We start from the raw sequence: 24684 nt of genomic DNA, 5'->3' as shown, positions 1-24684 counted from the left end.
GTGTTAAAATAGCGAATACCTTGTTAAATTTCTTAGCTTTTTCAGCGACTTTATTATTTTTCACATTTTGATTTTTATACGCTTGCTACCACTGCGTCTTGGCTCATAATTTATCGATATGCCATTTATCTATAAGTAACTGGCATATCGATAAAGCCAAAGCTATCTATCAAATTCATATATAAGATAAATAACCCTTTAGCACCCCTATCATAAAATACTCATTACCATTCATTAAAGCACTATAAGAGACTCTGCATGACCGTAAAGCCATCTGTACAAAATCAGTCGTCAACTCCTAATTCATCAGAAAAAACCTTATCAAAACAAGAGACCTCTGACTGCTTAAGTATAGGCGATACCGTCTATAACCTAGCAGACCATACGCCGATGATGGTGCAATATCTAACCATGAAAGCCAACTATCCACAAGCATTGCTCTTGTACCGGATGGGTGACTTCTATGAGCTGTTCTTTGATGATGCTAAGCGAGCGGCGCAAATATTAGATATCACATTGACGCGCCGTGGTACGGATAAAGCAGGCAACACGATAGCCATGGCGGGCGTACCGTTTCATGCGGCAGATAGCTATATGGCACGCTTGATCGCTGCTGGGCAAACCGTCGTTGTATGTGAGCAAATTGACGAATCGACAACTGGCAACGCTGATAATAAGTCTAATGTCCCTGCGATGGGCGATAAACAGAAAAAAGACAAAAGTAAATCTGCTGCTGGTAGCATAATGCGCCGCGAAGTGGTCAAAACACTTACAGCTGGGACCATCACCGATGACGCATTGATTGCCCCCAGTCATACGCCAACTGTGGTCGCCATCGATATTGCGACTATGAAAACGCAAGACCATAGCCAGACGTTACAAGCAGCCGTTAGCCAGATGGATTTGGCTGCGGGTACACTGACTACCCAGACACTGATAGCAGATAAAAACGATATAGATGGCTTGCAAACTCAAATGCTGACTGTATTAGCACGTTTTGCGCCTAGTGAATGCATCATTAGCGAAGCGCTTATTGATGGCGTTGGCGGCAGCATTGGAAGCAATGATACAGAGTGGCTACTGTGGTTACGACAAAATCTGGACTGCCCTATTATAGAAGTTGCTGCCAATGACTTTCATCGTGAGCATGCCAGTGACACGCTTTGTCAGCAGTTCGAAGTCCAGCGTCTCGATGGGTTGGGCATCCATGAGGCTCCACTTGCACAAACCAGCTGCGCTGCGCTTATCCACTATGCGCGTCAAACTCAGCAACGCCACGTGCCACAAGTCAACCAACTCATCGTCGAGTACAGCGATGACTACCTAATTATCGATGCCAATAGCCAGCAAAATCTCGAGCTATTTACCCCTGTTAGTAGCAACGGCACTTCTTTGATATCTGTGCTGAATCACTGTCAGACTCCGATGGGCAAGCGTTTACTCGTGCAGCAAATGAAACGTCCACTGCGTCAGCATTCACGTATCACTATGCGTCTAGATGCGATAACTTGTTTGCTAAACCCAAAGAGTGACTCAATTGAATCAAACCAAGATGTAAAAGGTAGCTTACTGGTTACACGTTTACGAGAAACACTGAATACCATTGACGATATTGAACGAATCAGCAGTCGAATCGGGCTAATGAGTGCTAAACCTCGTGACTTGCGCAAGCTTGCCGATGGCATCGCTAGTGGTGATCAGCTTACTACTCTATTGACAAAATCCGGTATCAGCCATGAAGACGCGGGCCTATTACCAATGCTGATGCAGCAATTGCCAGCTGAGTTACCTGCTGTTCAATCCGTTGCCGAATTAATCGAGCGCGCTATTGTCATTGAACCGCCTGCGCATATCCGCGATGGAGGAATGCTAGCAGCGGGCTTTGATGAAGAGTTTGATCGCCTTACTCATTTGCATGACAATATTCAATCGACGCTAGACGAGATGGTCGAGCGTGCCCGTCAAGACAATCAATTACCGAGTCTAAAAGTTGGCTTTAATAAAGTCAGCGGCTTCTATTTCGAACTGCCCAAAATGCAGGCGAAGAATGCCCCTGCCCACTTCATCCGTCGGCAAACGCTTAAAAGCAGTGAGCGCTTTATCACTGATGAGCTAAAGGAAGTCGAGACAGAGTATTTGAGCGCTCAATCTTTGGCGTTGGCACGTGAAAAGCAGCTGTATCAGGAGCTGCTCACTCATTTAAACCAACATTTAGCTGAACTACAACAGCTTAGTGCTGCTATCGCCCAATTAGATGTGCTAAGCAATTGGGCCCAGCTTGCCATGACGTGTAACTGGCAGCGTCCAATCATGGGTTTACATACGGAAGACCAAAGCGAATCAGTAGCCAAAAGTCAAACCAACATTGATATTCGTCAAGGTAGTCACGTTGTGGTCGAAGCGGCATTGAATCAAACAAATGCGAATAGTAGGAACGGTAATTCATCAAGTACAAACCACTTTGTTGCCAATGACTGTGCACTAGGTAGTAACGAGCATCCCGAAAGGCTGCTTCTGATTACCGGTCCTAATATGGGTGGCAAATCTACCTATATGCGCCAGACCGCCCTGATTGTACTGCTCGCGCATTGCGGCAGCTTTGTGCCAGCAGCTAGTGCTCATATTGGTGATATCGATCGCATATTTACCCGTATTGGTTCAGCTGATGATTTGGCAGGCGGTAAATCCACCTTTATGGTAGAGATGATTGAAACTGCTAACATTCTTAATCAAGCAACAAGCAAATCGCTAGTATTGATGGATGAAGTCGGACGCGGTACGGCGACCACTGACGGTCTCGCTATTGCTCATGCCTGTGTCAATCGCTTGGTCGAGATTGGCTGCCTGACATTATTTGCCACCCATTATTTTGAACTGACAAAATTGGCGCAGAGTACAAATTACACTGAAAGCAGCCATGCTAATATTCGTAACGTGCATGTCGCCGCTAGTGAAGTCGATGGCCAATTATTGCTATTGCATCAAATACGCGCGGGGGCAGCAAGCTCTAGCTTTGGACTACACGTGGCAAAAATGGCGGGTATTCCCACCCAAGTACTAGAGGATGCTAAGCGCTATCTAGCAGACAACTTGCAGTTAGACCATTTAACCGTAGAGAAAGCAATAACTGTTGATGATAAAAATGAATTAGCTAAGTCAGTAAAGGATAAACGGCAAGAAAGTTATAATGATGCTACTTTAAATCAAGAAATAACTCATACCGCTCAGATATCGGACACATTGGATAATCCGAAACAAAATCAGCTATTTAGCCTACAAGACGAGCTAAGTATGATTGACCCTGACAGTCTGACACCTAAACAAGCGCATGATTTACTTTATCATCTGAAGAAAATCATTAGTCATTAAAGGGAATTGTCAAAGTGTAGTAAAGGCGCTAAAATACGCTTTATTTTCCAACTATTCTATGTAGCCCTTATAGTTGATTTAATTCAAAAGAATTACAATGCAGCTGAGCGCAGAGGTATAAATAATACTTCAAGCAAGGTTGACACAGTAGTTCTTTTGAAAGAGATTGACTATATCAGCCAAACCAATAACAGGTAGACCACTATGACCTTTGTCGTTACAGATAACTGCATTCTTTGCAAATACACCGACTGTGTGGAAGTCTGCCCTGTGGACTGCTTTTATGAAGGCCCGAACTTCCTCGCCATCGACCCTGATGAGTGTATCGACTGCGCGCTATGCGAGCCTGAATGCCCCGCCAATGCGATATTTTCAGAAGATGAAGTGCCAAAAGGGCAAGAAGTATTTATTCAGCTAAATGAAGAGCTGGCACAAAAATGGCCAAACATCACTGAGATGAAAGGTCAATTGCCAGAAGCGGCAAAGTGGGATGGTGTCGAAGGCAAGATTCAGTATTTAGAGAAGTAGATTTTTATGCTATAAATGATTTATTTTTCATAAATTAGGCTGTGGCTTTTGCTGCGGTCTTTTTTTTATCTAAATTCTACTCTAATAATTATCTCGTAGTCTGTGTTTTTTTAACTCTACCAAGGTCGCAAATCTACGATTGCCACTACTTGATTATCTTCACTCTTATTTAAAAGTACCGTCATATTTACCGCTTTTGCTTGCAGAGGTACAAAACTATCTGCTTGTGGATATTTTTTCAATAGAAACTGGACGTCATTTTTATTATTATACTTCTCTAGTAGTACTAAATCCTGTGCACGCTCTTTTATTTGTGTGCTTACTTGCTCAATTGGTATATATCTTTCTGGTCTTTGAGCAATAGAAATACCGTGAAGCACCTCATCAAACATATTACTGTTGCGCTCTTCATTATCTGCTGATAACTCAACGCCAACGTACTGTGGAGATAAATAGCTGGGTTTTTTAAATCTATTATCAGCGTCGTTAATCTTAGTAGTGACCAAATCAGTATGCAAAACAAGCTCAAAACGATCAACATTATAAGCTATCCATATAGGCCTTATTTGATAAACACCATAAATAGAAATCATTAAAAATATCAGCTGCACTAGCGCAGATATAACCATATCTTTTATAAAGTCCGGCTTTGTTTTTCTAAAAATCATCAATGCTAAGCCAACAGCCAGTCCTATATTAACCAAAGCTATTGTCTGTAACAATTTTTGAGTACCTGTAGCGAGTAACAAAGGGTGTGGATACCATAAACTGTAGAAGACTGTAACAGCTACTAGAAGCACCACTGTCGCTATCGCTAGATACATCACACTAAACTTCAGTTTATCACTCATTCTTTGACTACCATGCTTTTATATTTGTTAGAACAAAAAAAAGACTGGTTACCCAGTCTTTTATATATATCAATTAGCTATTACCTAAACTAACTATTAACGACAGTTACTTGGTGCTAACTCAGAAGCTAAGGTCCCTTTTGTTCCAATAGTAAAAGAACTACCAGCTGCTTTACAAGCCCAGCTAATATTACCTGAAGGTGGAGTATATGCTTTTGTAGAGTTAGGTAAGGCTACAGGCTTAGTATTAGGGCCAGTATATGGTACTAATACCAATGTATTAGCTTTAGCCACAGCTACAGGAGTATCATAAGAAATCGTGACCTCACCATTAGCATCTGTAATACCCACACTTTTAACGTTTACAGTTGCAGAAGGAGCTGTCCAGCCTAAGCTATACTTAGCTGCATTCGACGCATTTTCTGTAACTGATGTTTTAGCTGACGAGGCCAGTGATAAGCCTTCCGAAACTTTAGCACGTTTAGTGTAATCCTGATAAGCAGGAAGCGCGATCGCCGCCAAGATACCGATAATAGCGATGACGATCATTAATTCGATTAAGGTAAAACCTTTTTGAGCGTTCATAGACTTGTCCTTTAGGGCAAAGTGATAACAAATTAATTGATACGTTATTCGGTATCACTATTTGCTATCTATCATAAATATAGGGTTTGTTAGGTTGAGTAGTTACTTAATCTACTCATCTAACCTTCGTACTATTATTGTTGCAGGTAGCGTGCCAACTTATTATCGTTAACCTAATTATTATTATAAACAATATGTTTTTTATTGATACCTATACTATATAGATGCTTATACTTTTGGTATTTGATAACTGTCTGTGTAAATATTACTACTATATTGCTTAAAATTGTCAGTTTATGTAATAGACAGATATTTAGTGTAATGACAGCTGACATTTTTTGTCAGCTATATACAAAGTATCTCACTAGAAAATCATCTCCATTGATCGCCTGTTCCGCATTTTTTACTTGTACCATCCCCACGACATTTTATGCTTTGAAAATTTAAACTCAATGTACCATCGTTCGCCATTTGACTGGCATTTTTAGGCGTGGCTATGATACTCCAATCCGAGGTGAGCGGATTAGGAGTAAAGCTTATTGTATATAGAGCATCACCTTGCTTAGGATAATCTCCGCTCAACCCTGTAATCAGAGCATTGCTATAGGCCCCTTGCGCCAACTTACGACTTTGTATTTCAGAGGCAATATTATGCATCTCGCTCATCATATCGGTGCGTTTAGTCTTGATAACATATTGTTGGTAACTTGGATAAGCAATTGCAGCTAGAATTCCAATGATGGCGACGACGATCATTAGTTCGATCAATGTAAAACCAGAATGCTTCTTAAAAACGGTGACTGTCGTGTTCGAATCAATCCACATCACCACTCTCCTTGACCCGTACCACAATCACTATCTCCTATTTTCACTTTATTTTTATTTTGACAGCTTAAACCTGTGCTAGATATCATAAAATATCTAGCATATTCTGTAATCCCCGAACCTCTTGGTTCAGCTAACATCTTCCAGCTTCTACCAGTTGTATTGTCAATACCTGTCGTAGTAGCTGGTACTAATGAGCTAGCAGTATTGGCACCATCCACTAATGTAATCTGATAATGATAATTGGTTGAATCACTACCTTGAGGAACATAAATAGTCGTGTTATTAGCATCATAGGCGTACGTCGCTGCGCTACTACTGCTAACTACTTTTGGTCTAAAACCTTTATAAGTTAGCGCTGTTGCCCGCCATCGCTCTAATTGTATCTCTAACTGCAGCATTTTAGCTTGTACATCACGTTCAGCATTCATAATCGCATATTGACGATAGCTTGGGATCGCAATAGCAGCTAGTATGGCAACAATAACCACGACAATCATCAACTCTATTAAAGTAAAACCTGATGATTGAAGCTTTGGGTTATTACCGTGGCTCTTAGCTGAAGCATGCACTCTATTTTTCCTCTTCATAAAGCTCATACCATCTTTTCGGTATGAATTTATATTTTTCATACCCAAGATTACTGTCGCTTGTGGCTTTACCGTTTGTAGCGACTACATTATCAGACTTACCACCACTACCAGTTGTACCATCATTTACTATTGTATTATTCGTTACTTGCAAGCCAGCCTCATCGGTTTGGTTTAATCCCCCTGAACCAACATTATTGTTATTTCGATTAGCAATTTTAACTTGGTCAGCCAGTGACTGTGGACCGATCAGCATTTTGACATTACGCTGGTCTTTACTATAAGCACCTAATGTCAGTTCTTGTATTCCTTTACCAGCCCGAGTATATCCAGCTGTTCCATCAAGCGATTCAGTATCATCGCATACTCCATAAGGCATACAATATACTTGTCGTTCTGAGCCGCCTACTACTCTAGCAGAACAGTTATTTGTCTGATCATAAACCATTTCTGGACTATAGACAGTTGTATATAATCTATTGCCATATGCTAAAGGTTCTCCTACAGACTTTACTCCCTCTACACCGCTATACCCATCAAAATAGGTTAGTGGATAACGCCAGCCTGCATAATCGTAGATATAACGTTTCTCATCATCGTCATAGGCTCCTTTCGCTATCGTCTGTAACAGCGTTTTACGATTAGTTATATCTTTCAAAGCATCATTTTCATTAAATGGTAGGTTAACTAAATCATCAATTGTTTTATCTGTAGTCGTCAAACTATCAGCTGTATAGCTAAAAATACTAGGTTGAGCGATATCATAATCAAAAAGATTAAATAAATAGTTAGGGTTATCAGTATCTCTCAGCATAGAAAGCGGCGTACTGCGATCTCCTGATGCAATGGTTACCGAAGCAAATATTTCTTGATAGGGACTGGTGTAGAAACTGACAATGGGTCTCTCGTAGAACCGATATGGTAGTGTCTGCCCAGAGCTAGCATTGAGCACTCTAACTACTCGTTTTACCAAACTGGCATTTGTAGCACCTGAGTTTAGATCAACGCGGTACACACTCCCACCTAGATCCGCATAATACAGATGATCAACATTGCCGTCATCGTCACGATCTAAGGCAGTAACTCCAGCTACCACACTATGCTTCATACTATCGACTTTAGTGTGGTTCGTACCACTATCGCTACCTGATATAGATGAGATAATGCTGCCATCACTGGCATCTAATATATAAACCACATTACCTTCTGCCTGAGTTTTTTTATCGCAACTTGTGTTGTCACCACTAGATTGTAGTTGGAAGCTTGGGTTTTCATAGCAAGTATCATAACCACCAGCAACGATGATCACATCCTTAGATTCGTATTTTGTTCCGTTTTTCACTCTGATTTTTGCAGCCGTAGGCTCACTCCACACTTGACCTAGACGGGAGAAACCAGTATCAGTCGTATTTTTAGAGAATAAGAAGGTTGGTTTGTCCTTTGTAGTGAGATCTAAGCCGTATATGCCTTTACCACCCATTCTTAGGCCACCATAAGCTTTTACTGACGTCGCTTTTACTTTTTTGGTGGTTCCTGAAAAGTCATACTCTAGCACTGAACTACTCGTCCATGGTGCGTCAACGCCGAATACTGTTCTGCCTACAGAGCCTTCACTGTCGGCTTTCAGCGCTTTTAGTTGCTTCTTGATAATAGTTTTAGGAATAAAAGCAAAAGTTTCCTCGCCTTTTTCTGCTGATACTAAGTGTAATGCACCATCCATGGAACCAAACATAATATAGTCATCACGATCTTTCTCATCGTTAGATATCTCACCATCAGTTGTAAAGTCTGCACCATACGACACTTGTCTTGGCTTTGAATGAACGACTCCTCCTAATACCTTCACCTCTTGAGTTGGTGGATTTTTTACTATGTCATTAAATGCTGTTGTTTGTTCGGCGGCTGTATTTAAAGCAGTAATAGTTGCTGCAGCATCTGTGGACACGCTGTATCCCAAAAAGGATAGTAGATACAACTTTTCTGCTACACCATAATCTGAATCCAATTGATCAAACCCAATCACAGTACCATTTGTCACTTTAATATTTACTAACTTGGCATTACTACCTGTACCACTCTCAACATACACATTACGAGTAGTACTAGCATTAGTTCCGGCAGTCGGCGCCTTTAAACGTGCATAAGCGCCACCTGCATAGATCGAATTATTCGCACTTTCACCTTTATCATTTTTGTAATCTGTGGTACTCCACAGATCTTGAGTACTTGTGCTTAAATCATCTGGAAAATCATCACCATCATCATCTACATATAATCTACTAGACTCACTAAATGGGAAAGTAGATTTACCATATAGCGTACCTTGATAGACATTGTATTTCTTTAAATTTCCAGGCCATACATACTGAGAACCAGCTACTTTTGGCTCGAGCATAGGTAAATAAGCAAATGGCTGTAAATTAGTAGAGCTTAATGGATCATTGGGAATCGTAATGGTACCTGAAGGGGCTGTTTCGATAATTTGAGTTAGTTTAGCTGTAAAGCTCGTCACGCTAGCTGCAAGGCTATCCGCATCTGTTGTATAATAAAACCCACCGCCACCATACGCCTCACTACCGAGTTTACATAGGTTTCTGACATGTTGAGAAGGATCATCTGATCCTGGTGCTGTGTTATCACAATCATATACTGTCTTACCAGTGCCATCTACCGAAGTCTTAATACCAGCAAATTCTTTACCAAACCCGACCGTGGCGGTTAGTATTGAGCGTTTGGAAGGATTGGTGACGTCTCGCAGTTTTTTAGAGTACTCACCCATACATGCCCAGCCAGTGCTATTATTAATCTTGCTTAGACCACCAGAACAAGTACCGTCCAGACTCAAAGCGCTTCCATTTCCTTCGAGACTTAAGTTCATCAAACCAGAAGCAGTGGAATTAGACGATCCGTTAGGTACACCATCTGTCAAAAAGTAAATGCCATAGCCACTACATTGCGAGTCAGAAACCGGGGCTGCATAAGTAAAATAGTCATCATCTGGATTTTTAGTATCTAGAGCTGACGCAGTATAGCCACTTTCATCGGTATCTTTTACAATACTAACTTTTTGATTACTTTTGAGGTAGTAACGAATGTCTCCACCTTTTTCTATCCAGAAGTCGTCAACCCCTCCAGGGATAATTTCTCTAGCTAAGCCATCATTACCTGTCAAGCTATTGACTATTCTACTGTTTTCGATTGCGGTGTATCTTCCTGGTCTACAATCGATTGCTGATAAACGATCGCTACTTCCTGTGCCAAGAATCGTTGTTATAGTAGACAAATTACTATCACACTTTTCTAATACAAATCTTCCATTAATCTTAGTTGTTCTACCTAAGACTTTAAAAGCTCTTTCATTTCCCTCTTCTTTAGTAACAGTATTGGTACCCATCATATACGCACCTGCTTCAGCATAAGCATTGGCGGCTGGTGTATTACCACTTGCGCTAAAAGCTGTTAGAGTAGCAATAAGTTTAGTACGTTGTACTTCGTCAAGCTTACGTGCTGGTACTAAGATACTACCTGCTTTGCCATCAACCCATCCATCACCGTCTTTGTCCACAGAGTATTGACCCAGACCGATGATATTATTACTTGATAAGGTATAATTACCGGACGCATCTTTTTTTGATAATAAATCCGTCAAAGCCTTTTGTAATATGGTCAGTCGAGAATCACCACCCCTAAAATCTTTCGTACTCATAGATCCCGAAGTATCGAGCATTAGCGTTAGTACAGCACCACCTGATTCTGCTGCTTTATATATTTCCAAATCACCCAGATCGTTCCTACCCGCATTAACGGGTAAAGCCACCATAGAGAGTGCAACGGCATAGCATAAAGGCTTAACAGTCTGGCTAAGCTTAGAATATCGTAACTGATTAGGTATGAGCTTTTTTAAAATCATGATGAGTACTCTTATTTAACTACAACTGTTAAAAGGGCTAATGGATGCCTTGTTTATCTATCAATTAATTGTTAGCGGCTGTTTTACGGTTACCATTGACATCAATGCCAACCAGTTTCTGACAATCTTCATCTATTTTACCGTCTCCTACACCAAACCCATAACAAACAGTATTGTCTATGACGTTCTTAACATAAGCTTGCTGAACTAGTGTTTTAGTCGCAACCCCTTCATCTTTCATACATTCATCCAGTGATTCAGTGCTACCATCATTAGGGTCAATAGGTTTTTTAAGACAGTCGTTTATATCTTCCTTACTAGCATTCGATAGACTAGGTAATATAGAAGTAGAACGAATATTAAAGACAGCAGACTCGTTGCTTGGCTCATTAGCTTGTATACCAGATCCTTGTGTTACTGATTTAAAGCCCCCTTGTCCTACAACTACACGCGATGGGCGAGTAATATTAATTTGCGTTACTGAGTTACTACGAGCACTAGAGTAGCTTTCCGTCTTTGATATATCACAGTATCCACTACCCGTTGTCATCACCGTACCCCCATTAGGTTTTATGATGCTGGCTTGATTCAATTTAGCAAAGCTATTTAGTCGTGCGTTATAACAAAAAATATATTGATCATCGCGATTTGTACTACCTGCTTGAGAAAGATAATAGCCAAACATTCCCGTCCCTTCTATCACTGCATCTACATAATCTTGATCTGTATCGTTATCAAATATTTTCTCAATACGCTTATTTGCGCTATCTGAAGAGTTTAATAAAAACGTGTCTATTTGATCAGCAGTGGCTACTTTTAAATCTGTTGTACTTCTCTTAACCGCAATAATACCCACTAAAGTAATGAGCATTAAGAACATCAATACTACGATAAGAGTAACGCCTTCCTGTGATTGTCTAGTCATCTCATTTATCCTCTTTCAGTCAGATTATCCGCTTCATCAACTAGATACTGGGTATAGAGCTTTCTTTAACAGCTCTTGAGTTTCTCAACATAATATTCGACTCATATACTCTGCGAATAAAAGCGCTGGAAGTATCTGAAGACAAATCTCTTTTTTCTCCAAATACTATAAAACTAGATGCTCCACTCTCCCCTGTAATGGGGCGATCAGCTCGTACTAAAACAGACAGTTTTGCAGATATAATATCTGTCGTCGTTATAGTAGACGTACTAGCTGAAGATTCTGCCTGTTGAACAGTTTTCAAAAAACTCATATATTGTTCAGGAGTAAAATACCTTAAACTAACCGAAGTATTAGTTGGACTGGTAGCGACAACCTCTACTCCTAGCAAGACACCAAAATAATCAACTCTTGGAATAACGACTTCTCCAGCATCCCCAAAATCTCTTATATTCCGAGTAGCCACTAATTTAGTACTGTCCTTACCACTGATTTCTTGTGCTGCAAGTTCTGCTGTATTCAAGTCTTCTTTGATATAACGTCCAGCGTCACAACGTAGCTCATAACTTTTTATACTTGATTCATAATTAGACTTATTACTCTGAGTGACTTCGTTAAGAAAATACCTTTCAATAACAACCTGTCCTGGTATCATCGTCAAACGTCCATCCCGATCTATCTCTACAGGCCCTCGAACTAAAGAACCTTCACAATCGTACATGTTTTGCGGCGCTTCATACTGTATCGTCAGTTGTGAACTTTTCAGGCCTGCAACATTACTATTTTCTGCGTTCCAAGCATTATTATCACTGCTGGTACTCTGGTTGCCGCTTCTAGTTAGATACCCATCTGTGATATCTGCACCACCAGCACTCGATTTCGTTCCTCCCATTTTGATACTATTCATGTTGTTTTTGGAAGTATCTGTCTGAGTATCACTAACCAAACTGCTGTCACTAGTCATGACTAAACCGGCTAAAGGGGTAAAAGGATTGTTAGTATCTGCCATTCCTAGATTGCTGAGTCTTACGCTTTTTTCTATATTTTGAATACCAAAAATACTCGCTTCTAATATATCTGTACCGCCAGCCTGTACGCTACTGGTTTTAACGCTGGTCAAATAAATTTGCATGACCGCTGCTGAGATTAAAAGACCTAAGGTAAGAGAGATCATTAGTTCTATTAAAGAAAAGCCGTCCTGAGTATATTTAATATTCATTAGTAAGACTCCATAATCAAGCAATCAGAGCCTGCATGATATATTCCAAGCTCATCGGCACAAGCCTTACTACTCGCTGAACTGACTCCAAACACTGGCTCTGTTCCGTTCCATGAAGTGATAATACATTGACGTAACTGTTTGTCCGCAGTACCGGGACAAGTAATCATATTGAGTAAAACGCCGTTTTCACATGCTTGTTTCATCGTACTCCAGCTATTGTATTGACCTAGCTGTTCTTCGGTACATGACTCACTATCACAGTTCTTTGTGACAGTACTCGTTTTATAGTCTTCGACAGCTGCACAGTAATTCTTTGAGGCAGATACTTTGCTTAATACACTTTGGATATCCTTTTGATAAGCCAGTATATTATTAGAATTTAATCGTAAATCTTCAGACAAGCCACGCATTACTGTATTAGCATTTGCTATTAGCACGCTATCATCTGTTGCTTTTATAGATACCATATTGAGTGCACTAAATCCCAATACTGCAACTGCTAGTAGTAACAGAGCAACTAGCACCTCAACCAAACCCACACCTTGTTGGTTAATAATTTTAGTCATGGGCACGTTCCTTCGGATCTATTACTAATAACGGCAGTAGCACTGACTAAGATTTTTATAGGACTAGCTGCACTATTGCTATCGCATATAGTATATGTGGTAACTTCTGCGACTTTATTTGGTTTAAATTCATTACTGCTACGATCTGATTTAATTGTACTTTTAGCATCATACCTATAACTTTCTACCGTGCTATCTACCGTACCTGACACTATATGCTGAATATTTATTACCTTACTAGTATTATCAAAGCTTATCGTTAGTGGTTGACGACGAATAACGCTTTCGACTTTAGCTTCTTTTAGTGCATTAGCAAGCGTCGCAGCTGTCGACTTCACACGCTGATTAGCAAGTTGGGTACTAATATTCGGCGCTGCAACACTTACAATAATTGCAAGGACAGCAATGGTTACCATTAATTCAATTAAGGTAAAACCTGAGCTTACGTTCTTTAGCTTAGGTAGTGGAGTGTTCAAAGATGCATTCACATCGTGTTCCTATTTAGCACTGCTAATGTCTGTCTCTTATCAGTCTTTGTTTTAAAATAACTAAAATCTAGTGTCAGTTTTGCTAATAGTTTTATAATTAGCTTAACTAATAATATGCAATTTTTGTTCCACAACATTCTGTTCATGTTATATACGGATGAACAATAATACATACTTGATAGACCAGTAAATATGTATGTATTTAATAATATAGCGTTACGATGATATATAAGCAATATATTAATAATTTCAATTAGATAGATGATTTTTAGGACTGACTGCCATGTGCTAATACGTAGGCAGAAATTTGATAACTATTGTGGCTGCTATCTTTTGCTGATTTCACTGTTGCAGGTGGAATGAACGCTCGCGCTAATGCTTGTAAGCTTGCACCTGTGGTAGATACATCATCGAATAGTAGTAAGCGTTTTGTAGGGGGCTTTTCGATTAGAGCAAAAGCGTTATCTAAGTTACTAAGACGTTCGGCACGAGTCAGTCCTTGCTGACTAATTGTATCGTCAATGCGCTTAACGCCTTGCCATAAAGGGATTTGCCAATGTTTAGACAATTGGGCAGAGAGAATACTGACAGGATCGAACCCACGTTTGACCAATCGTTGACTTGTCGTTGGCATAGCAACAATCACACTGTTATTGCGATGACAACCGTGTGGACGCGGTAATTGACGTATGGCATGTAATAGTAACGGCAATTTCGTCATATCCTCTTGATGCTTAAATGCTCGGATAGCTTGACGTATCGGATACTCATAGTAGGTGGAGGCTTGGATAGATAGAGATATACTAGGAGCGATATCCACTTCAAAAGGTCTTGGCAACCAAGTAATATCATTGTGACAGTGATCACAAAGTAAACCACTGCTCAAATAGCTGTTTGCTTGATGAATGATATCAGTAAGAAAAGAGTGTTTCTTTAAGGCTATCCGTGTAGGCGGCGCATTCGTTATATTATGTAGGCTAGATTGTGTTTGATGGTGTAGTAGTTGAGATTGTGGTGTACTACGATAAATACGGCATAGTTGGCAGCGCATATCCATATACTCTGCCAACCACAGTCCAGTTTGATAAGGCGCTAAACAGCGCATAAACTATTATTTTTCATAACTTATAATAAATTCCACCTATGTTAGAGCCTTTCTCAAATTGATGCTCTTTCTAAATTAAAGCCCTTTCCAATCGTTCAGTACGATACCAAAGCCGATAGAGGTATTTTCATGATTATAATCAATGATCGACTCACCATATCCCTGGAATAGCTGAACCATACCATTAACGTTTTCTGAGATAGGATAGATATAGTCGATTTGCGCAGCACCTTTATTGGTACCTGGATTGTAGCGCAAGGTACCGCTAATGCTCTGATCAGCCGGCAAGTCGTACAAGAATTTGATATCACCATAGCCCATGTAGTCTTCGATATCTGGATTATCATCATCGCTACTACTTTCGTTATTTACTCGAGCCCATAGGCGCGGTATGACTGAGAGTCTGCCCCACTCTGCGCCCGCCATGAGGTAAGCACGATTCCATGAACGTGATAATGGATCATCTTGTCCATTCGAGTGATGCACAGCACCTGCGCCCAACATACGCAGACGTCCACCAAAAGGCAAATCTGCTGTCACAGGTTGGGTTAAGAATATTTCAGGTTGATAATCGGTAGCACGGAATGGACGTGAGTTGTCTTCGTTATAAACTTGCCAATGTGATTCTTGGGTATAACCAAACCATAGGTCAGCACTGGTATCAAACAAATCTTCTGCGACTTTTGTTTTTAGGGATAATTGGAATTTTAGCTCAGTTTCGCGTATATCATTAGAATCAAAAGGATCTGTTTCTTGTGATGGTGTATTTGGATTTAAATTGGGATCGAAAGTATAAAATAATGGCAACAGATATGTCGGCCGATATGGTCTAACCGTCCAAGTACCACGCTCACTGTTTTTATCTAGGTCATAAGATAGACTGAGTGGCGAGAATTTTTCGATGTCTGTTTGAGTGACACCTATATTTTCTAAAATTTGTGCCTCGCTATTCGTTTCAGCATCTACTTCTACGTTGCCATTTGCCTTCAATTTGCTGGCTGCTGTTTGCTGACTGGTCATCAAAATGGTATCTGCATCTTCAACTGTTGTCCCACTCATCGCCGTTTGAGACTCAGCCAATACCACTTTTGGATTACCTGAGACCGTACTTTGAAAGGTTTTTGCCAAATCAATTGGTTGTTTAGTTGAGGTATAGCTTGGCGTCTTACCCTGGTCAGCTACTTTATCAAAACAAGCGAGTCGAGCAGCACTAGACTGGACTTGAGTACATTCAGAAAACAGCTTGGCTTGCTGGGCAATAAATTCTTTGCTAATTATTTTGCCACTTTGTGTACCTACATCAGAAGATATCGCATTGTTATCGAGACCCTCTGATAGGTCAAGACCCTCATATTCAAACGCAGCTCCGGGTGCTGGCAGTTCGTTATAGGTTTGAGAATCATCAGCAGCTTGTACTTGTATCGCGGTACAACTCAACGCAAGCGCAACTGCAATACGAAGAGGCATATGCGCATTCTGGTAAGACGGCTGTTGGTGACGCTGAGTAATGGTATGGGCAAACATAAGTGTCCTTTATCTAACTAGCATTAGCGCTAGCAGAGTATATGAGGTAATTAATATGGCCATTAGCGTTATCGCTAAAATAGAATTGACTGAGACTATCAGCTAATCGCAGATATTAGGAGCGAAAAAAATGACAATTAGTGCCCCTGCTGCATTGTTTCTTTATTGTAATGAAAATACAAGCACGATACTAGCTTTATCGATAGTTAAAATAACCACCTATCAATATAATTACTTATATAACAAATACTTAATAAATATTCTATAGTATGAATTTAATGGCATCAAAAAAGCCAGCATACTTTCTCAGTATACTGACCTTCTTAACATTCTTAAGAGTTTTCGAAATATTACACTGGTTTCTTAAGTGTTCATTATTAAATGTTAGTTGTTCAACGCCGATAATGTTTGCTCAAATTCTGAGCGACCGATCTCACCAACTTGCTGATTTACTAGCTGACCATCAATATAATACAGTAACGCTGGTGGACCAAAGAGTTGGTAACGAGACAACACGGCTTTTGAGTCTGCTGTTGTTTCAGTTATGTCGAGCTTCACTAATTGCCAACCTTGCATCTGTGCTGGACGATTATGAAACAGGTTCTTGTCCATAATGCGGCACTCAATACACCATTCGGCGGTCAGATCGACAATGACATTCGGATTGGCTGCGACAATGGCATCTAGCTCTGCAAGCGTCGTGATCGTCTTATCAGTGGTGCTACCACTATTCACTGGTTGACCAGACGTTGACTGTACCATCATCGGTGCTGCACCCAATGACGCTAATGGATGTAAGCTATCGTCATTACCCAGTGCAGCGCCAACTATTAGGCAAGCCGCCCAAATACCAGCGATAAGGCTTAATGCTTGGGTCAGCATACGACCTTTACCTAGCCAACTCCATGCCCATGTTGCCACGACCATAAACCATAACGCCCATACCATAAGCATGATTGGTGATATAAACACGCGCTCAATCAATAGCAGTGCCACAGCAAACAGTAGTAAAGCAAAGCCTTGCTTGACCCAATTCATCCACTCGCCTGCCTTTGGCATAATCTTGCCTTGGGTAGCACCGATTAGAATAAGCGGCGCTGATAAACCAAAACCTAGCATAAATAAAGCGGCAAAGCCGAGCAACGGACTACCAATGGTAGAAACCGCTAATAATGCCCCGAATAACGGCGCGGAGACACAAGGTGACACGACTAGCGCTGATAAAAACCCAGCGAGCAAACTGCCGCCCGTACTACCTAGCTTGCTATCCCCTGCTTGGCTCAAGCCTTGCATCTTGCGACTGATTGCTTGTGGCAAGCGAACCGTGAAAACACCGAGCATGTATAGTGCTAGCAAGACAAAGACGATAGCAAATCCAATGAGAATAATGGGGTTTTGTAGCCAGCCAATAATACCCAACGACTCACCAAATACAGCAATGATCGCGCCCAAAACACCATAAGCCGTCGCCACACCAATTGCATAACTGGTGGTCAAAATAACCCCGCGCTTGACCGTGGGGTTTTGCTCACGAGCCACGATATTGGCCACAATAGGTAGCATGGGCAATACACATGGGGTCAGTGCCAAGCCCAAACCTGCCAAAAACAACAATAGCAAGGCAAGCCATGGATGAGAGGCTAAGCCAAAAGGATCGCTATCAACGAAACTGTTGCTCAAGGTACTTTCGCTATTGGCCGTCTCGCCTGTTACGCTGCTATTTGCTGCAGAAATCGTATTCGTCGCCGCACTACTATCTAAAGAATCATACTCTACAGCGCTGTCATCAATGAGATCATAATCAATAGCCCCATCGTCTGTCAGTGCTTGCGCCTCATCAGGCAAAGTATTATCAAGAGCTGTTGAGCTTGCTTCCTCTGGTGTCGCCGTAGCACTATTCTCTGAATCGGTCGAGCTCGCAGTACTCTCACTATCTGCTGATACCTGCGTCGATGCAGCTGCAATATCGACAGTCGTATTAATCTTTTCAGGTGGATAGCACAGTCCTGCTTTTGCACACCCTTGCCACCCGACGACGATAGCTCCGTCTTCTATATTCTTGCCACTATTGTTCGTCAGTGTGGTGGTAGCGACCATATTTGCTTGGTCAAATACCAGTACTTTGTCAAATGTCGGATCATCTATCGAATATGGTGTCTGGCTAAAGGTAAAAGGTGCAGCCGTCACGCCAGCGGGTAGCGTAAGCTTAATTTGCTTTTTATAGACGTAATGTTCAGGAGTGATATCAAAATTAACAGATAACCGCGTACCTGCTTTGACAGGGGTACTATCTGTACTCACCTGAAACGCTTGATCTACTGGCAAAAACTTTGACTTCGACGAGCTTTCACTACTACCGAAAAGGTCGCCTAACCCTGCTGCTTGTACCGTCGATGTCGCTGATAAACCTGTCAACAATGAGCCACTAGCGATGGCAAGCGCTAAGATACGGGATTTTTTCGAATGGGTAGATACGCTAAATGATGAGGACTTTGGTGATGTCTTGATGGACATGAATGGCTACCTATTATTACCAATATTTTAATCAATCTGCTCGCTATTTATCTGCGTGTCGCAGCAATGTCTATCTTGGTTTTAACTTTTTCTGGTGGGTAGCATAGTCCAGCGGTTGCACACCCTTGCCAACCAATAATAACAGGCGCGTTTTTAGCGCCCTTACCATTACTCGTCGTCAGTGTCGTGGTTGCAATGGCACTTCTTTGCGTAAACACAGGAACCTGACCAAAAGTCGGATCATTGATTGATACTGGTGCTTGATTGAAAGTGAACGGTGTGGCGCTTATTCCTTTAGGGAAGCTTAACGTAAGCTTATCCTTATAGACATAATGCCCTGGTGTAATTTCAAAACTGATCGACAACCGCGTGCCTTTGGAAGTCGCTTTGGTATTACTGACCACCTGAAAGGCTTCATCCACTGGTAAGAACTTTGATTTTGCCGAGGAGCTATTGTTAAATAAGTCATTTAACCCTGCTGCTTGTGCACTGATCGATGTCATTGACAAGACCGTTACTAATGAAGTACTTGCGACGGTTAGGACCAATTTATAAAGGTTTTTAGAAAAATATTTATTAGACTGTTGAATCGACATAGATGATTACCTTTAATTGCAGTTTGCGATGACTGTTTTGGCGAGCGCCTAGATATATTTATAGCACTGGCTATCAAACTTGTATTGAACAGTAGGCGATTTATCTACTGATAAAAAATATCAACCAATAAGAGAATATTGGTTGATATTTATAAACTGTTAAAAGTGCATGGATGAACGAATGTTTCATTCTACAAAGCTATATCAGTATCAGAATTTGTTCACTATACGGCTGTTATTAAGCCTTATAGCTGAGCATAAAGATCCGCATCTTGACCTTCACCACCTTGTTGACCATCAGCACCTAACGAAAATAAATCATAAGGGCGCCCTTCAGTACCTGGTGCAACATATTGCATCTCATTTTCCCAGCCATCGGTTGGATAGCCACCTTTAATATACCCACCTTCAGGATAGTTTTTTGCATCAGCTGGCGGTGTCGTAAGCGCCTCTAACCCTTGAGCGGTCGTCGGATAGCGGGAGTTATCAACCTTATACATATCTAACGCATTTGAGACAGTGGCAAGCGCCGTTTCAGTTGTTTTCACACGGGCCTTATCACTTTGACCGACTACTTTTGGTACCACTAATCCAGCAAGAATGGCTAGGATCACAATAACGACCATAATCTCGATAAGAGTGAATCCTGCTTGACCAGATTTTTTTGTCGCACTGCGCTGCATAGCTGAAGAAACAGTCTTTTGGTCATTTACAACATTCGGATGGGATTGCATATCCTGAATAGCACTTTTTGGCGTCATATTTACTTGGAGTTTGTCAGTCATAGTCATCGCTTTGGTCATCACAGTTATGTAAATAGTAAAAGTGGCGTTCTATCATAGCTCTCATTAATGACATATCAATGAGCTCTGAAACTACTGTCACTATAAACCATGGTTTTATTTTTATCCAGCGCTGCGCCTAGTTTGAGTTTGCTATTTCAGCCGAAGCTAAATATTGAATGACACCAACTGTATGACTATTAAACCGTGCTTACTATAGCGCGGCGCTTGTGTTTGCCATAGCAAAAATAGCGTTCGTTCAACAATATACAACAGTAAGCAAACCTTAAGAAAGCTAGTCCAAGGTTTAGCAAGCAAGTTAGGTGATATGAATAGAGTAAAAGAGAACTAAATAGAGGTTTTGGAGATAGGAAGCTGTCTGTATGTGAATAGCATAATGAATCATAGGCTAGCGACTGAACCTAGCCTGCTAAATCGTTCATATTAACGATAGGTAGCATAACCGCCATTACAATAATCATAACTACTACGCCCATCAACACCAGCATTAAAGGCTCAAGTAATGATAATAAGGTGCTGATAAAATTGGTTGCTTCTGCCTCCTGCATATTGGCGGCACGGCTCAGCATATTTTCAAGCTCGCCTGAGTTTTCTCCGCTTTTTATCATCTGTACCATCATCGGTGGAAAGTAAGTAGATTTCTCTAGTTGACTAGACAAGCTGGAGCCTTCTGTGACCCTATCAGCCGCAGTAATAATGGTTTTTTGGATATGTAAATTGGTCGTGACCGCAGCCCCAATATGTAATGCCTCAATCAGTGGCACCCCTGATCGTACTAGTATCGCAAGGGTACTGGCAAACCGCGCGGCATTCAGACCTTTGGACAATCTAGCTAGTATCGGCAATCTAAGCACCACGCTATCGATAGTTAATTTACCTGCTTGCGTTTGGGCAAAACGGTAGAATAAAAATGCGGTACTTGCCAATACCAGTAATATTAACCACCACCACTGAGTAATGATATTCGATAGCGTGAGAACGATTTGAGTAATTAAAGGCAGTGCTTGCTCAGACTGTTCAAAGACTTTGACAATTTTGGGCACGACGAAGCTCATCAGCCCCATAATTACCGCAATTGCCATTACCATCAGGACAATTGGATAGACCATAGCCCCTTGGATTTTCTTTTGGAGGGCAAAACGGTTTTCGGTGTAGTCTGCTAGCTGATTGAGGATAAGGTCAAGATGGCCAGATTTTTCGCCTGCAGCAATCGTAGCGATATATAACGGTGGAAAGCTAGCAGCTTGTTGCAGAGAACGTGCTAAGCTGAGCCCTTCCAAGACATGTGAGCGTACCGCAAGCATTAGGGATTTGATATGAGTCTTTGGAGATTGTTTAGCAACCGCTGCCAAGGTTTCCTCAAGTGGGATACCCGCTGCTAGTAGCACAGATAGCTGACGTGTCAGCAATGCCAGCTCGTATGCAGACGGTTTTTTGTAGCGGTTTTTGCTCTGACTCTGTCTGTCATTGACCGGATTGACTTCAACGGGCGTCCATTGCTTATCACGCAGCTGCTGGCGAATTTGCCGCGCAGAGTCCCCTTCTAGCAAGCCTTTTTGGACAACGCCATGGTCGTCAAGCGCTTTGAAATGATAGGCAGGCATGGCAGCAGATATCCTAAGAGGCTTACAGGTAGATAGTTATGATTTATGACTTAATAGAATTCTCTTAATTTGACATTCTACGCTTAAAAAAGTGGCGTTGAGTCATTACTATCAGGCATCAAACCTTGTAATAACAAGACATCCAAATGCTGCTGCTGTAGCTTTTTATCAAAGTCATTGACCTCAGCGATTAGCATTCTTTCAATACGTTTATCACTCGCAAAAACGCTCAAGCGCGCACAGATGACAGCCAACTGATAAATGCGTTTTTTGCAATAACCGTCAAGACCTTGTAATAATCTGACCATATGCGGGGTTTCAAGACTGGCGTAATCATAGTCAGCCACGACTTGCTGTCCAAGGGCTGTGACGCCATAAGTAATCGACAAGTGAGCACAATAATAACAGCTGAATAAATAACCAACCACATGACCGATATAATAGCCTCGATCGTAGGTAAAGCTACTCACGCCAAAGTGCCCAAGTACATAACTGTTGAGACTACCTTGGTCGCGAATTGGCTTGCCGTGCTTTAACTTACCGACTGTAGCAAAGCACAATGGATTGCGACCATCTTGAGTCGTTAGCTGCCAACCGGCGGGTTGCTGTGCAGGCATATGGCGTACGATATCTGCAATAATGTCATCGACCACATGCAGCTGCTGCCAGAGTCTTTCGAGCGTATCCGTATCCATCAACCCACGTTTATCAAGCTGCTGCGCAAGTAAATATTGCTGATATTCTGCGAATTGCGGCTTCAGGGTTTGTACCAAATAAGTAGGACGCGTATTGGCAGATGCCATATATAACAGTCGAGTACGCTCATGCTGAGCACGATAAAGCGCAACACGTTGCGTAGCGACATTGGTTTCTTGAGCCGCAGGTTTTGCAGCTACTGTAAGACTATCGGATGACTCAGATATTACTGCTTCAGTTGCTACCGCCTCGATATCTGGCAAAGTAAACATCGTCAATAATGCCGCCTTATCAGGTGTCTCTACCGGCTCATTTTTCGGCGCATCTTTGCCGACATGCGGGTTCTCTATAGCAGTGTTTTTATCAACATTACTTTCTGTTTTAGCAGTTGCAGCAGCCTCTTGTTGGCCATTACTTTCTGCATTTAGCTTTGCGGTCGGTTCAGTCATAACATACCATCAGCAGCGAAAATAAACATCGTCTCGATCCTTTTATATGCCTATCCTATAAGGACATATAACGCGCTATAACATCAACGCTTTTGTCTTGACGACTCATCAACCCATAGTACCTGAACACAGACTCAATGTCAGCTGCCCTTAACTAAAATAGCCATAGCAAGTTACCAAAGGTATTATAGATATAAGCGACTCAACGTTTATAAACAATATTTATTCACAAACTAAAAAAGCGCCAAGGACATATAAATGACCTTAGCGCTTCTTATCGAAACTCTACTTAAATAACTTAAATAAACAGCAACTAAAGCTATGCAAGATTATTCTGTCGATACTGCTGACGGTATGCTTTTGGCGAGACACCATACACACGCTTAAATGCCTGACTAAAAGTCGAATCTGAGGCGTAGCCCACCATCTCGCTGATACGGCTAATACTGTTTTGCTGTAAGCGTAAATAGCGAGCCGCCAATCGTAAGCGGTAATCGATCAGATAAGTCAGTGGCGGCATACCAACGGTATCTTTAAAACGCTGTGCAAAGCTGGAACGCGACATCCCTGCTACTTCGGCAAGTTGATGAATAGTCCAGCTTTCACTCGGTGCCCCATGCATTGCGGCTAGCGCCTTGGTCAAAAACGGATCCTTCATGGCTTTGAGCCAGTTTTCTGTGGCTTCAGGCAAGCTTTCAATATATACGCGCAAACATTCAATCATCATGATGCTTGCCCAATGATTGATTACGGCCGTTTTGCCCATACGCTCACGCTCAGCCTCTAGTGTTAGCAGCTTTATCTCTACATCGATCACTTCAAACCGACCGTCAGCAGCATCATTGAGTTCAGGCAATATCGGTGGTAGTACTGACAACAGAGGATTAATCATCTCTTTGTCGTACTTACATTCGATCAGTATCAAAGATGAATTGGGGTCTCCATCGCCATCGATATCAAGTGTACGCTCGGTGCAATTACTCAATAGCTCATCAAGCGACTCAGCAACATCGCCATGATGGTTGAGTGCATAACTCACATGCTTGTGCGCATTCGGAATCATGATCATGTCGCCAGCGCGAGCTTCTCGTAGACCATTACCAACATCAATGCAAAAACCGCCAGACATTACTAAGTAAAATAAAATGGTGTCTTTTCTAGTAATAGAATAAGACCAATTGCCAGTGCCATTTAGACGATAATACTTAGTCTCAAATAAATGCACGTTTTGCAGCAATACACTCAGTGCGTCCATCAATCAATTCCTCAATAATGCAGATTAATAACGATTCATCTTAAAAAATAATAGTATTCTTAATAACAATTTCTGTCGGTTTGCTCTATGCCAATACTTGCTCCAATAAATAATTTTTATTAAATACAATGGATGTGATAACACTTAAGCATAATGCATCATTTAAAACGTCATTTCTATTTACTTATTAGAATTACTAAACAATAATAGAGGAGACACAGTCACGCTAGGCCTTAAGGAGAACCTACAGAAAATGTTGATAAAAATTTGGAGGGTTAT

Annotated in this window: 19 protein-coding genes; 2 read left to right on the top strand and 17 right to left on the bottom strand. The window is 41.3% G+C overall.

Features of this window, described 5'->3' with window-relative positions:
* Nucleotides 1-258: 258 nt before the first annotated feature.
* Both mutS and fdxA read left to right on the top strand, forming a co-directional pair.
* The gene (mutS, locus tag CXF61_RS11995) at nt 259-3369 is read left to right on the top strand and encodes a DNA mismatch repair protein MutS (RefSeq protein WP_165598350.1); all 3111 of its coding nucleotides are present in this window, start codon (nt 259-261) and stop codon (nt 3367-3369) included.
* Nucleotides 3370-3573: 204 nt separating this feature from the next.
* Entirely contained in the window at nt 3574-3897 is a 324-nt protein-coding gene (gene fdxA / locus CXF61_RS11990; protein WP_068406370.1) for a ferredoxin FdxA, read from the top strand.
* Between the two features lie 116 nt (nt 3898-4013).
* On the opposite strand, the gene tfpZ is transcribed toward fdxA, so the two are convergent.
* From tfpZ to CXF61_RS11905, 17 genes are all read right to left on the bottom strand, one after another.
* Entirely contained in the window at nt 4014-4748 is a 735-nt protein-coding gene (tfpZ, locus tag CXF61_RS11985) for a TfpX/TfpZ family type IV pilin accessory protein (RefSeq protein WP_165598349.1), read from the bottom strand.
* A 96-nt stretch (nt 4749-4844) separates the two neighbouring features.
* Nucleotides 4845-5333: a pilin gene (locus CXF61_RS11980; RefSeq protein ID WP_165598348.1), complete on the bottom strand. Its 489-nt coding sequence runs from the start codon at nt 5331-5333 to the stop codon at nt 4845-4847.
* Nucleotides 5334-5705: 372 nt separating this feature from the next.
* Nucleotides 5706-6158, bottom strand: a complete 453-nt coding sequence (locus CXF61_RS11975) for a type IV pilin protein (protein ID WP_165598347.1) — start codon at nt 6156-6158, stop codon at nt 5706-5708.
* Nucleotides 6158-6730: a prepilin-type N-terminal cleavage/methylation domain-containing protein gene (locus CXF61_RS11970; RefSeq protein ID WP_227526683.1), complete on the bottom strand. Its 573-nt coding sequence runs from the start codon at nt 6728-6730 to the stop codon at nt 6158-6160. The genes CXF61_RS11975 and CXF61_RS11970 overlap by 1 nt, the downstream gene beginning before the upstream one ends.
* Before the next feature lies 1 nt (nt 6731).
* On the bottom strand, nt 6732-10658 hold the full coding sequence (locus CXF61_RS11965; RefSeq protein WP_165598345.1) for a PilC/PilY family type IV pilus protein: 3927 nt from the start codon (nt 10656-10658) through the stop codon (nt 6732-6734).
* Nucleotides 10659-10722: 64 nt separating this feature from the next.
* On the bottom strand, nt 10723-11583 hold the full coding sequence (locus tag CXF61_RS11960; RefSeq protein ID WP_165598344.1) for a pilus assembly PilX family protein: 861 nt from the start codon (nt 11581-11583) through the stop codon (nt 10723-10725).
* Nucleotides 11584-11623: 40 nt separating this feature from the next.
* The gene (locus CXF61_RS11955; protein ID WP_165598378.1) at nt 11624-12802 is read right to left on the bottom strand and encodes a PilW family protein; all 1179 of its coding nucleotides are present in this window, start codon (nt 12800-12802) and stop codon (nt 11624-11626) included.
* Nucleotides 12802-13371, bottom strand: a complete 570-nt coding sequence (gene pilV / locus CXF61_RS11950) for a type IV pilus modification protein PilV (RefSeq protein WP_165598343.1) — start codon at nt 13369-13371, stop codon at nt 12802-12804. Before pilV ends, CXF61_RS11955 begins: the two co-directional genes overlap by 1 nt.
* Nucleotides 13368-13859, bottom strand: coding sequence for a pilus assembly FimT family protein (locus CXF61_RS11945; protein ID WP_227526682.1), 492 nt, complete (start codon nt 13857-13859; stop codon nt 13368-13370). Before CXF61_RS11945 ends, pilV begins: the two co-directional genes overlap by 4 nt.
* 268 nt (nt 13860-14127) lie before the next feature.
* Entirely contained in the window at nt 14128-14964 is an 837-nt protein-coding gene (locus CXF61_RS14215) for a ComF family protein (protein ID WP_227526681.1), read from the bottom strand.
* A gap of 75 nt (nt 14965-15039) precedes the next feature.
* Entirely contained in the window at nt 15040-16488 is a 1449-nt protein-coding gene (locus CXF61_RS11935; RefSeq protein ID WP_165598342.1) for a phospholipase A, read from the bottom strand.
* Between the two features lie 384 nt (nt 16489-16872).
* Nucleotides 16873-19002: a protein-disulfide reductase DsbD gene (gene dsbD / locus CXF61_RS11930; RefSeq protein ID WP_165598341.1), complete on the bottom strand. Its 2130-nt coding sequence runs from the start codon at nt 19000-19002 to the stop codon at nt 16873-16875.
* A 47-nt stretch (nt 19003-19049) separates the two neighbouring features.
* The gene (locus CXF61_RS11925) at nt 19050-19505 is read right to left on the bottom strand and encodes a protein-disulfide reductase DsbD domain-containing protein (protein ID WP_227526680.1); all 456 of its coding nucleotides are present in this window, start codon (nt 19503-19505) and stop codon (nt 19050-19052) included.
* A gap of 338 nt (nt 19506-19843) precedes the next feature.
* Nucleotides 19844-20281 carry a type II secretion system major pseudopilin GspG gene (gene gspG / locus CXF61_RS11920; protein ID WP_165598375.1) on the bottom strand — a complete coding sequence of 146 codons (438 nt, stop codon included), beginning with the start codon at nt 20279-20281 and terminating at the stop codon, nt 19844-19846.
* A 521-nt stretch (nt 20282-20802) separates the two neighbouring features.
* On the bottom strand, nt 20803-22005 hold the full coding sequence (gene gspF, locus CXF61_RS11915; protein WP_134292378.1) for a type II secretion system inner membrane protein GspF: 1203 nt from the start codon (nt 22003-22005) through the stop codon (nt 20803-20805).
* An 83-nt stretch (nt 22006-22088) separates the two neighbouring features.
* Entirely contained in the window at nt 22089-23150 is a 1062-nt protein-coding gene (locus tag CXF61_RS11910) for a hypothetical protein (RefSeq protein WP_165598339.1), read from the bottom strand.
* Between the two features lie 319 nt (nt 23151-23469).
* Nucleotides 23470-24405 (bottom strand): AraC family transcriptional regulator, encoded by a 936-nt coding sequence (locus CXF61_RS11905; protein WP_102094695.1) that lies wholly within the window; start codon nt 24403-24405, stop codon nt 23470-23472.
* Nucleotides 24406-24684: the final 279 nt, after the last annotated feature.

Source organism: Psychrobacter sp. 4Dc, assembly GCF_002836715.1.
Lineage (GTDB): Bacteria > Pseudomonadota > Gammaproteobacteria > Pseudomonadales > Moraxellaceae > Psychrobacter.
This window is presented reverse-complemented; position numbering and strand designations above follow the sequence as displayed.

Coding starts and splice junctions, on each gene's coding strand:
- gspF (WP_134292378.1), bottom strand. CDS start 22,005: ATGCCTGCCTATCATTTCAAAGCGCTTGACGACCATGGCGTTGTCCAA.
- fdxA (WP_068406370.1), top strand. CDS start 3,574: ATGACCTTTGTCGTTACAGATAACTGCATTCTTTGCAAATACACCGAC.
- CXF61_RS11935 (WP_165598342.1), bottom strand. CDS start 16,488: ATGTTTGCCCATACCATTACTCAGCGTCACCAACAGCCGTCTTACCAG.
- CXF61_RS11980 (WP_165598348.1), bottom strand. CDS start 5,333: ATGAACGCTCAAAAAGGTTTTACCTTAATCGAATTAATGATCGTCATC.
- CXF61_RS11925 (WP_227526680.1), bottom strand. CDS start 19,505: ATGACATCGATCAGTGCACAAGCAGCAGGGTTAAATGACTTATTTAAC.
- pilV (WP_165598343.1), bottom strand. CDS start 13,371: ATGACTAAAATTATTAACCAACAAGGTGTGGGTTTGGTTGAGGTGCTA.
- dsbD (WP_165598341.1), bottom strand. CDS start 19,002: ATGTCCATCAAGACATCACCAAAGTCCTCATCATTTAGCGTATCTACC.
- CXF61_RS11955 (WP_165598378.1), bottom strand. CDS start 12,802: ATGAATATTAAATATACTCAGGACGGCTTTTCTTTAATAGAACTAATG.
- tfpZ (WP_165598349.1), bottom strand. CDS start 4,748: ATGAGTGATAAACTGAAGTTTAGTGTGATGTATCTAGCGATAGCGACA.
- CXF61_RS14215 (WP_227526681.1), bottom strand. CDS start 14,964: ATGCGCTGTTTAGCGCCTTATCAAACTGGACTGTGGTTGGCAGAGTAT.
- CXF61_RS11905 (WP_102094695.1), bottom strand. CDS start 24,405: ATGGACGCACTGAGTGTATTGCTGCAAAACGTGCATTTATTTGAGACT.
- CXF61_RS11910 (WP_165598339.1), bottom strand. CDS start 23,150: ATGACTGAACCGACCGCAAAGCTAAATGCAGAAAGTAATGGCCAACAA.
- CXF61_RS11960 (WP_165598344.1), bottom strand. CDS start 11,583: ATGACTAGACAATCACAGGAAGGCGTTACTCTTATCGTAGTATTGATG.
- mutS (WP_165598350.1), top strand. CDS start 259: ATGACCGTAAAGCCATCTGTACAAAATCAGTCGTCAACTCCTAATTCA.
- CXF61_RS11975 (WP_165598347.1), bottom strand. CDS start 6,158: ATGTGGATTGATTCGAACACGACAGTCACCGTTTTTAAGAAGCATTCT.
- gspG (WP_165598375.1), bottom strand. CDS start 20,281: ATGCAGCGCAGTGCGACAAAAAAATCTGGTCAAGCAGGATTCACTCTT.
- CXF61_RS11965 (WP_165598345.1), bottom strand. CDS start 10,658: ATGATTTTAAAAAAGCTCATACCTAATCAGTTACGATATTCTAAGCTT.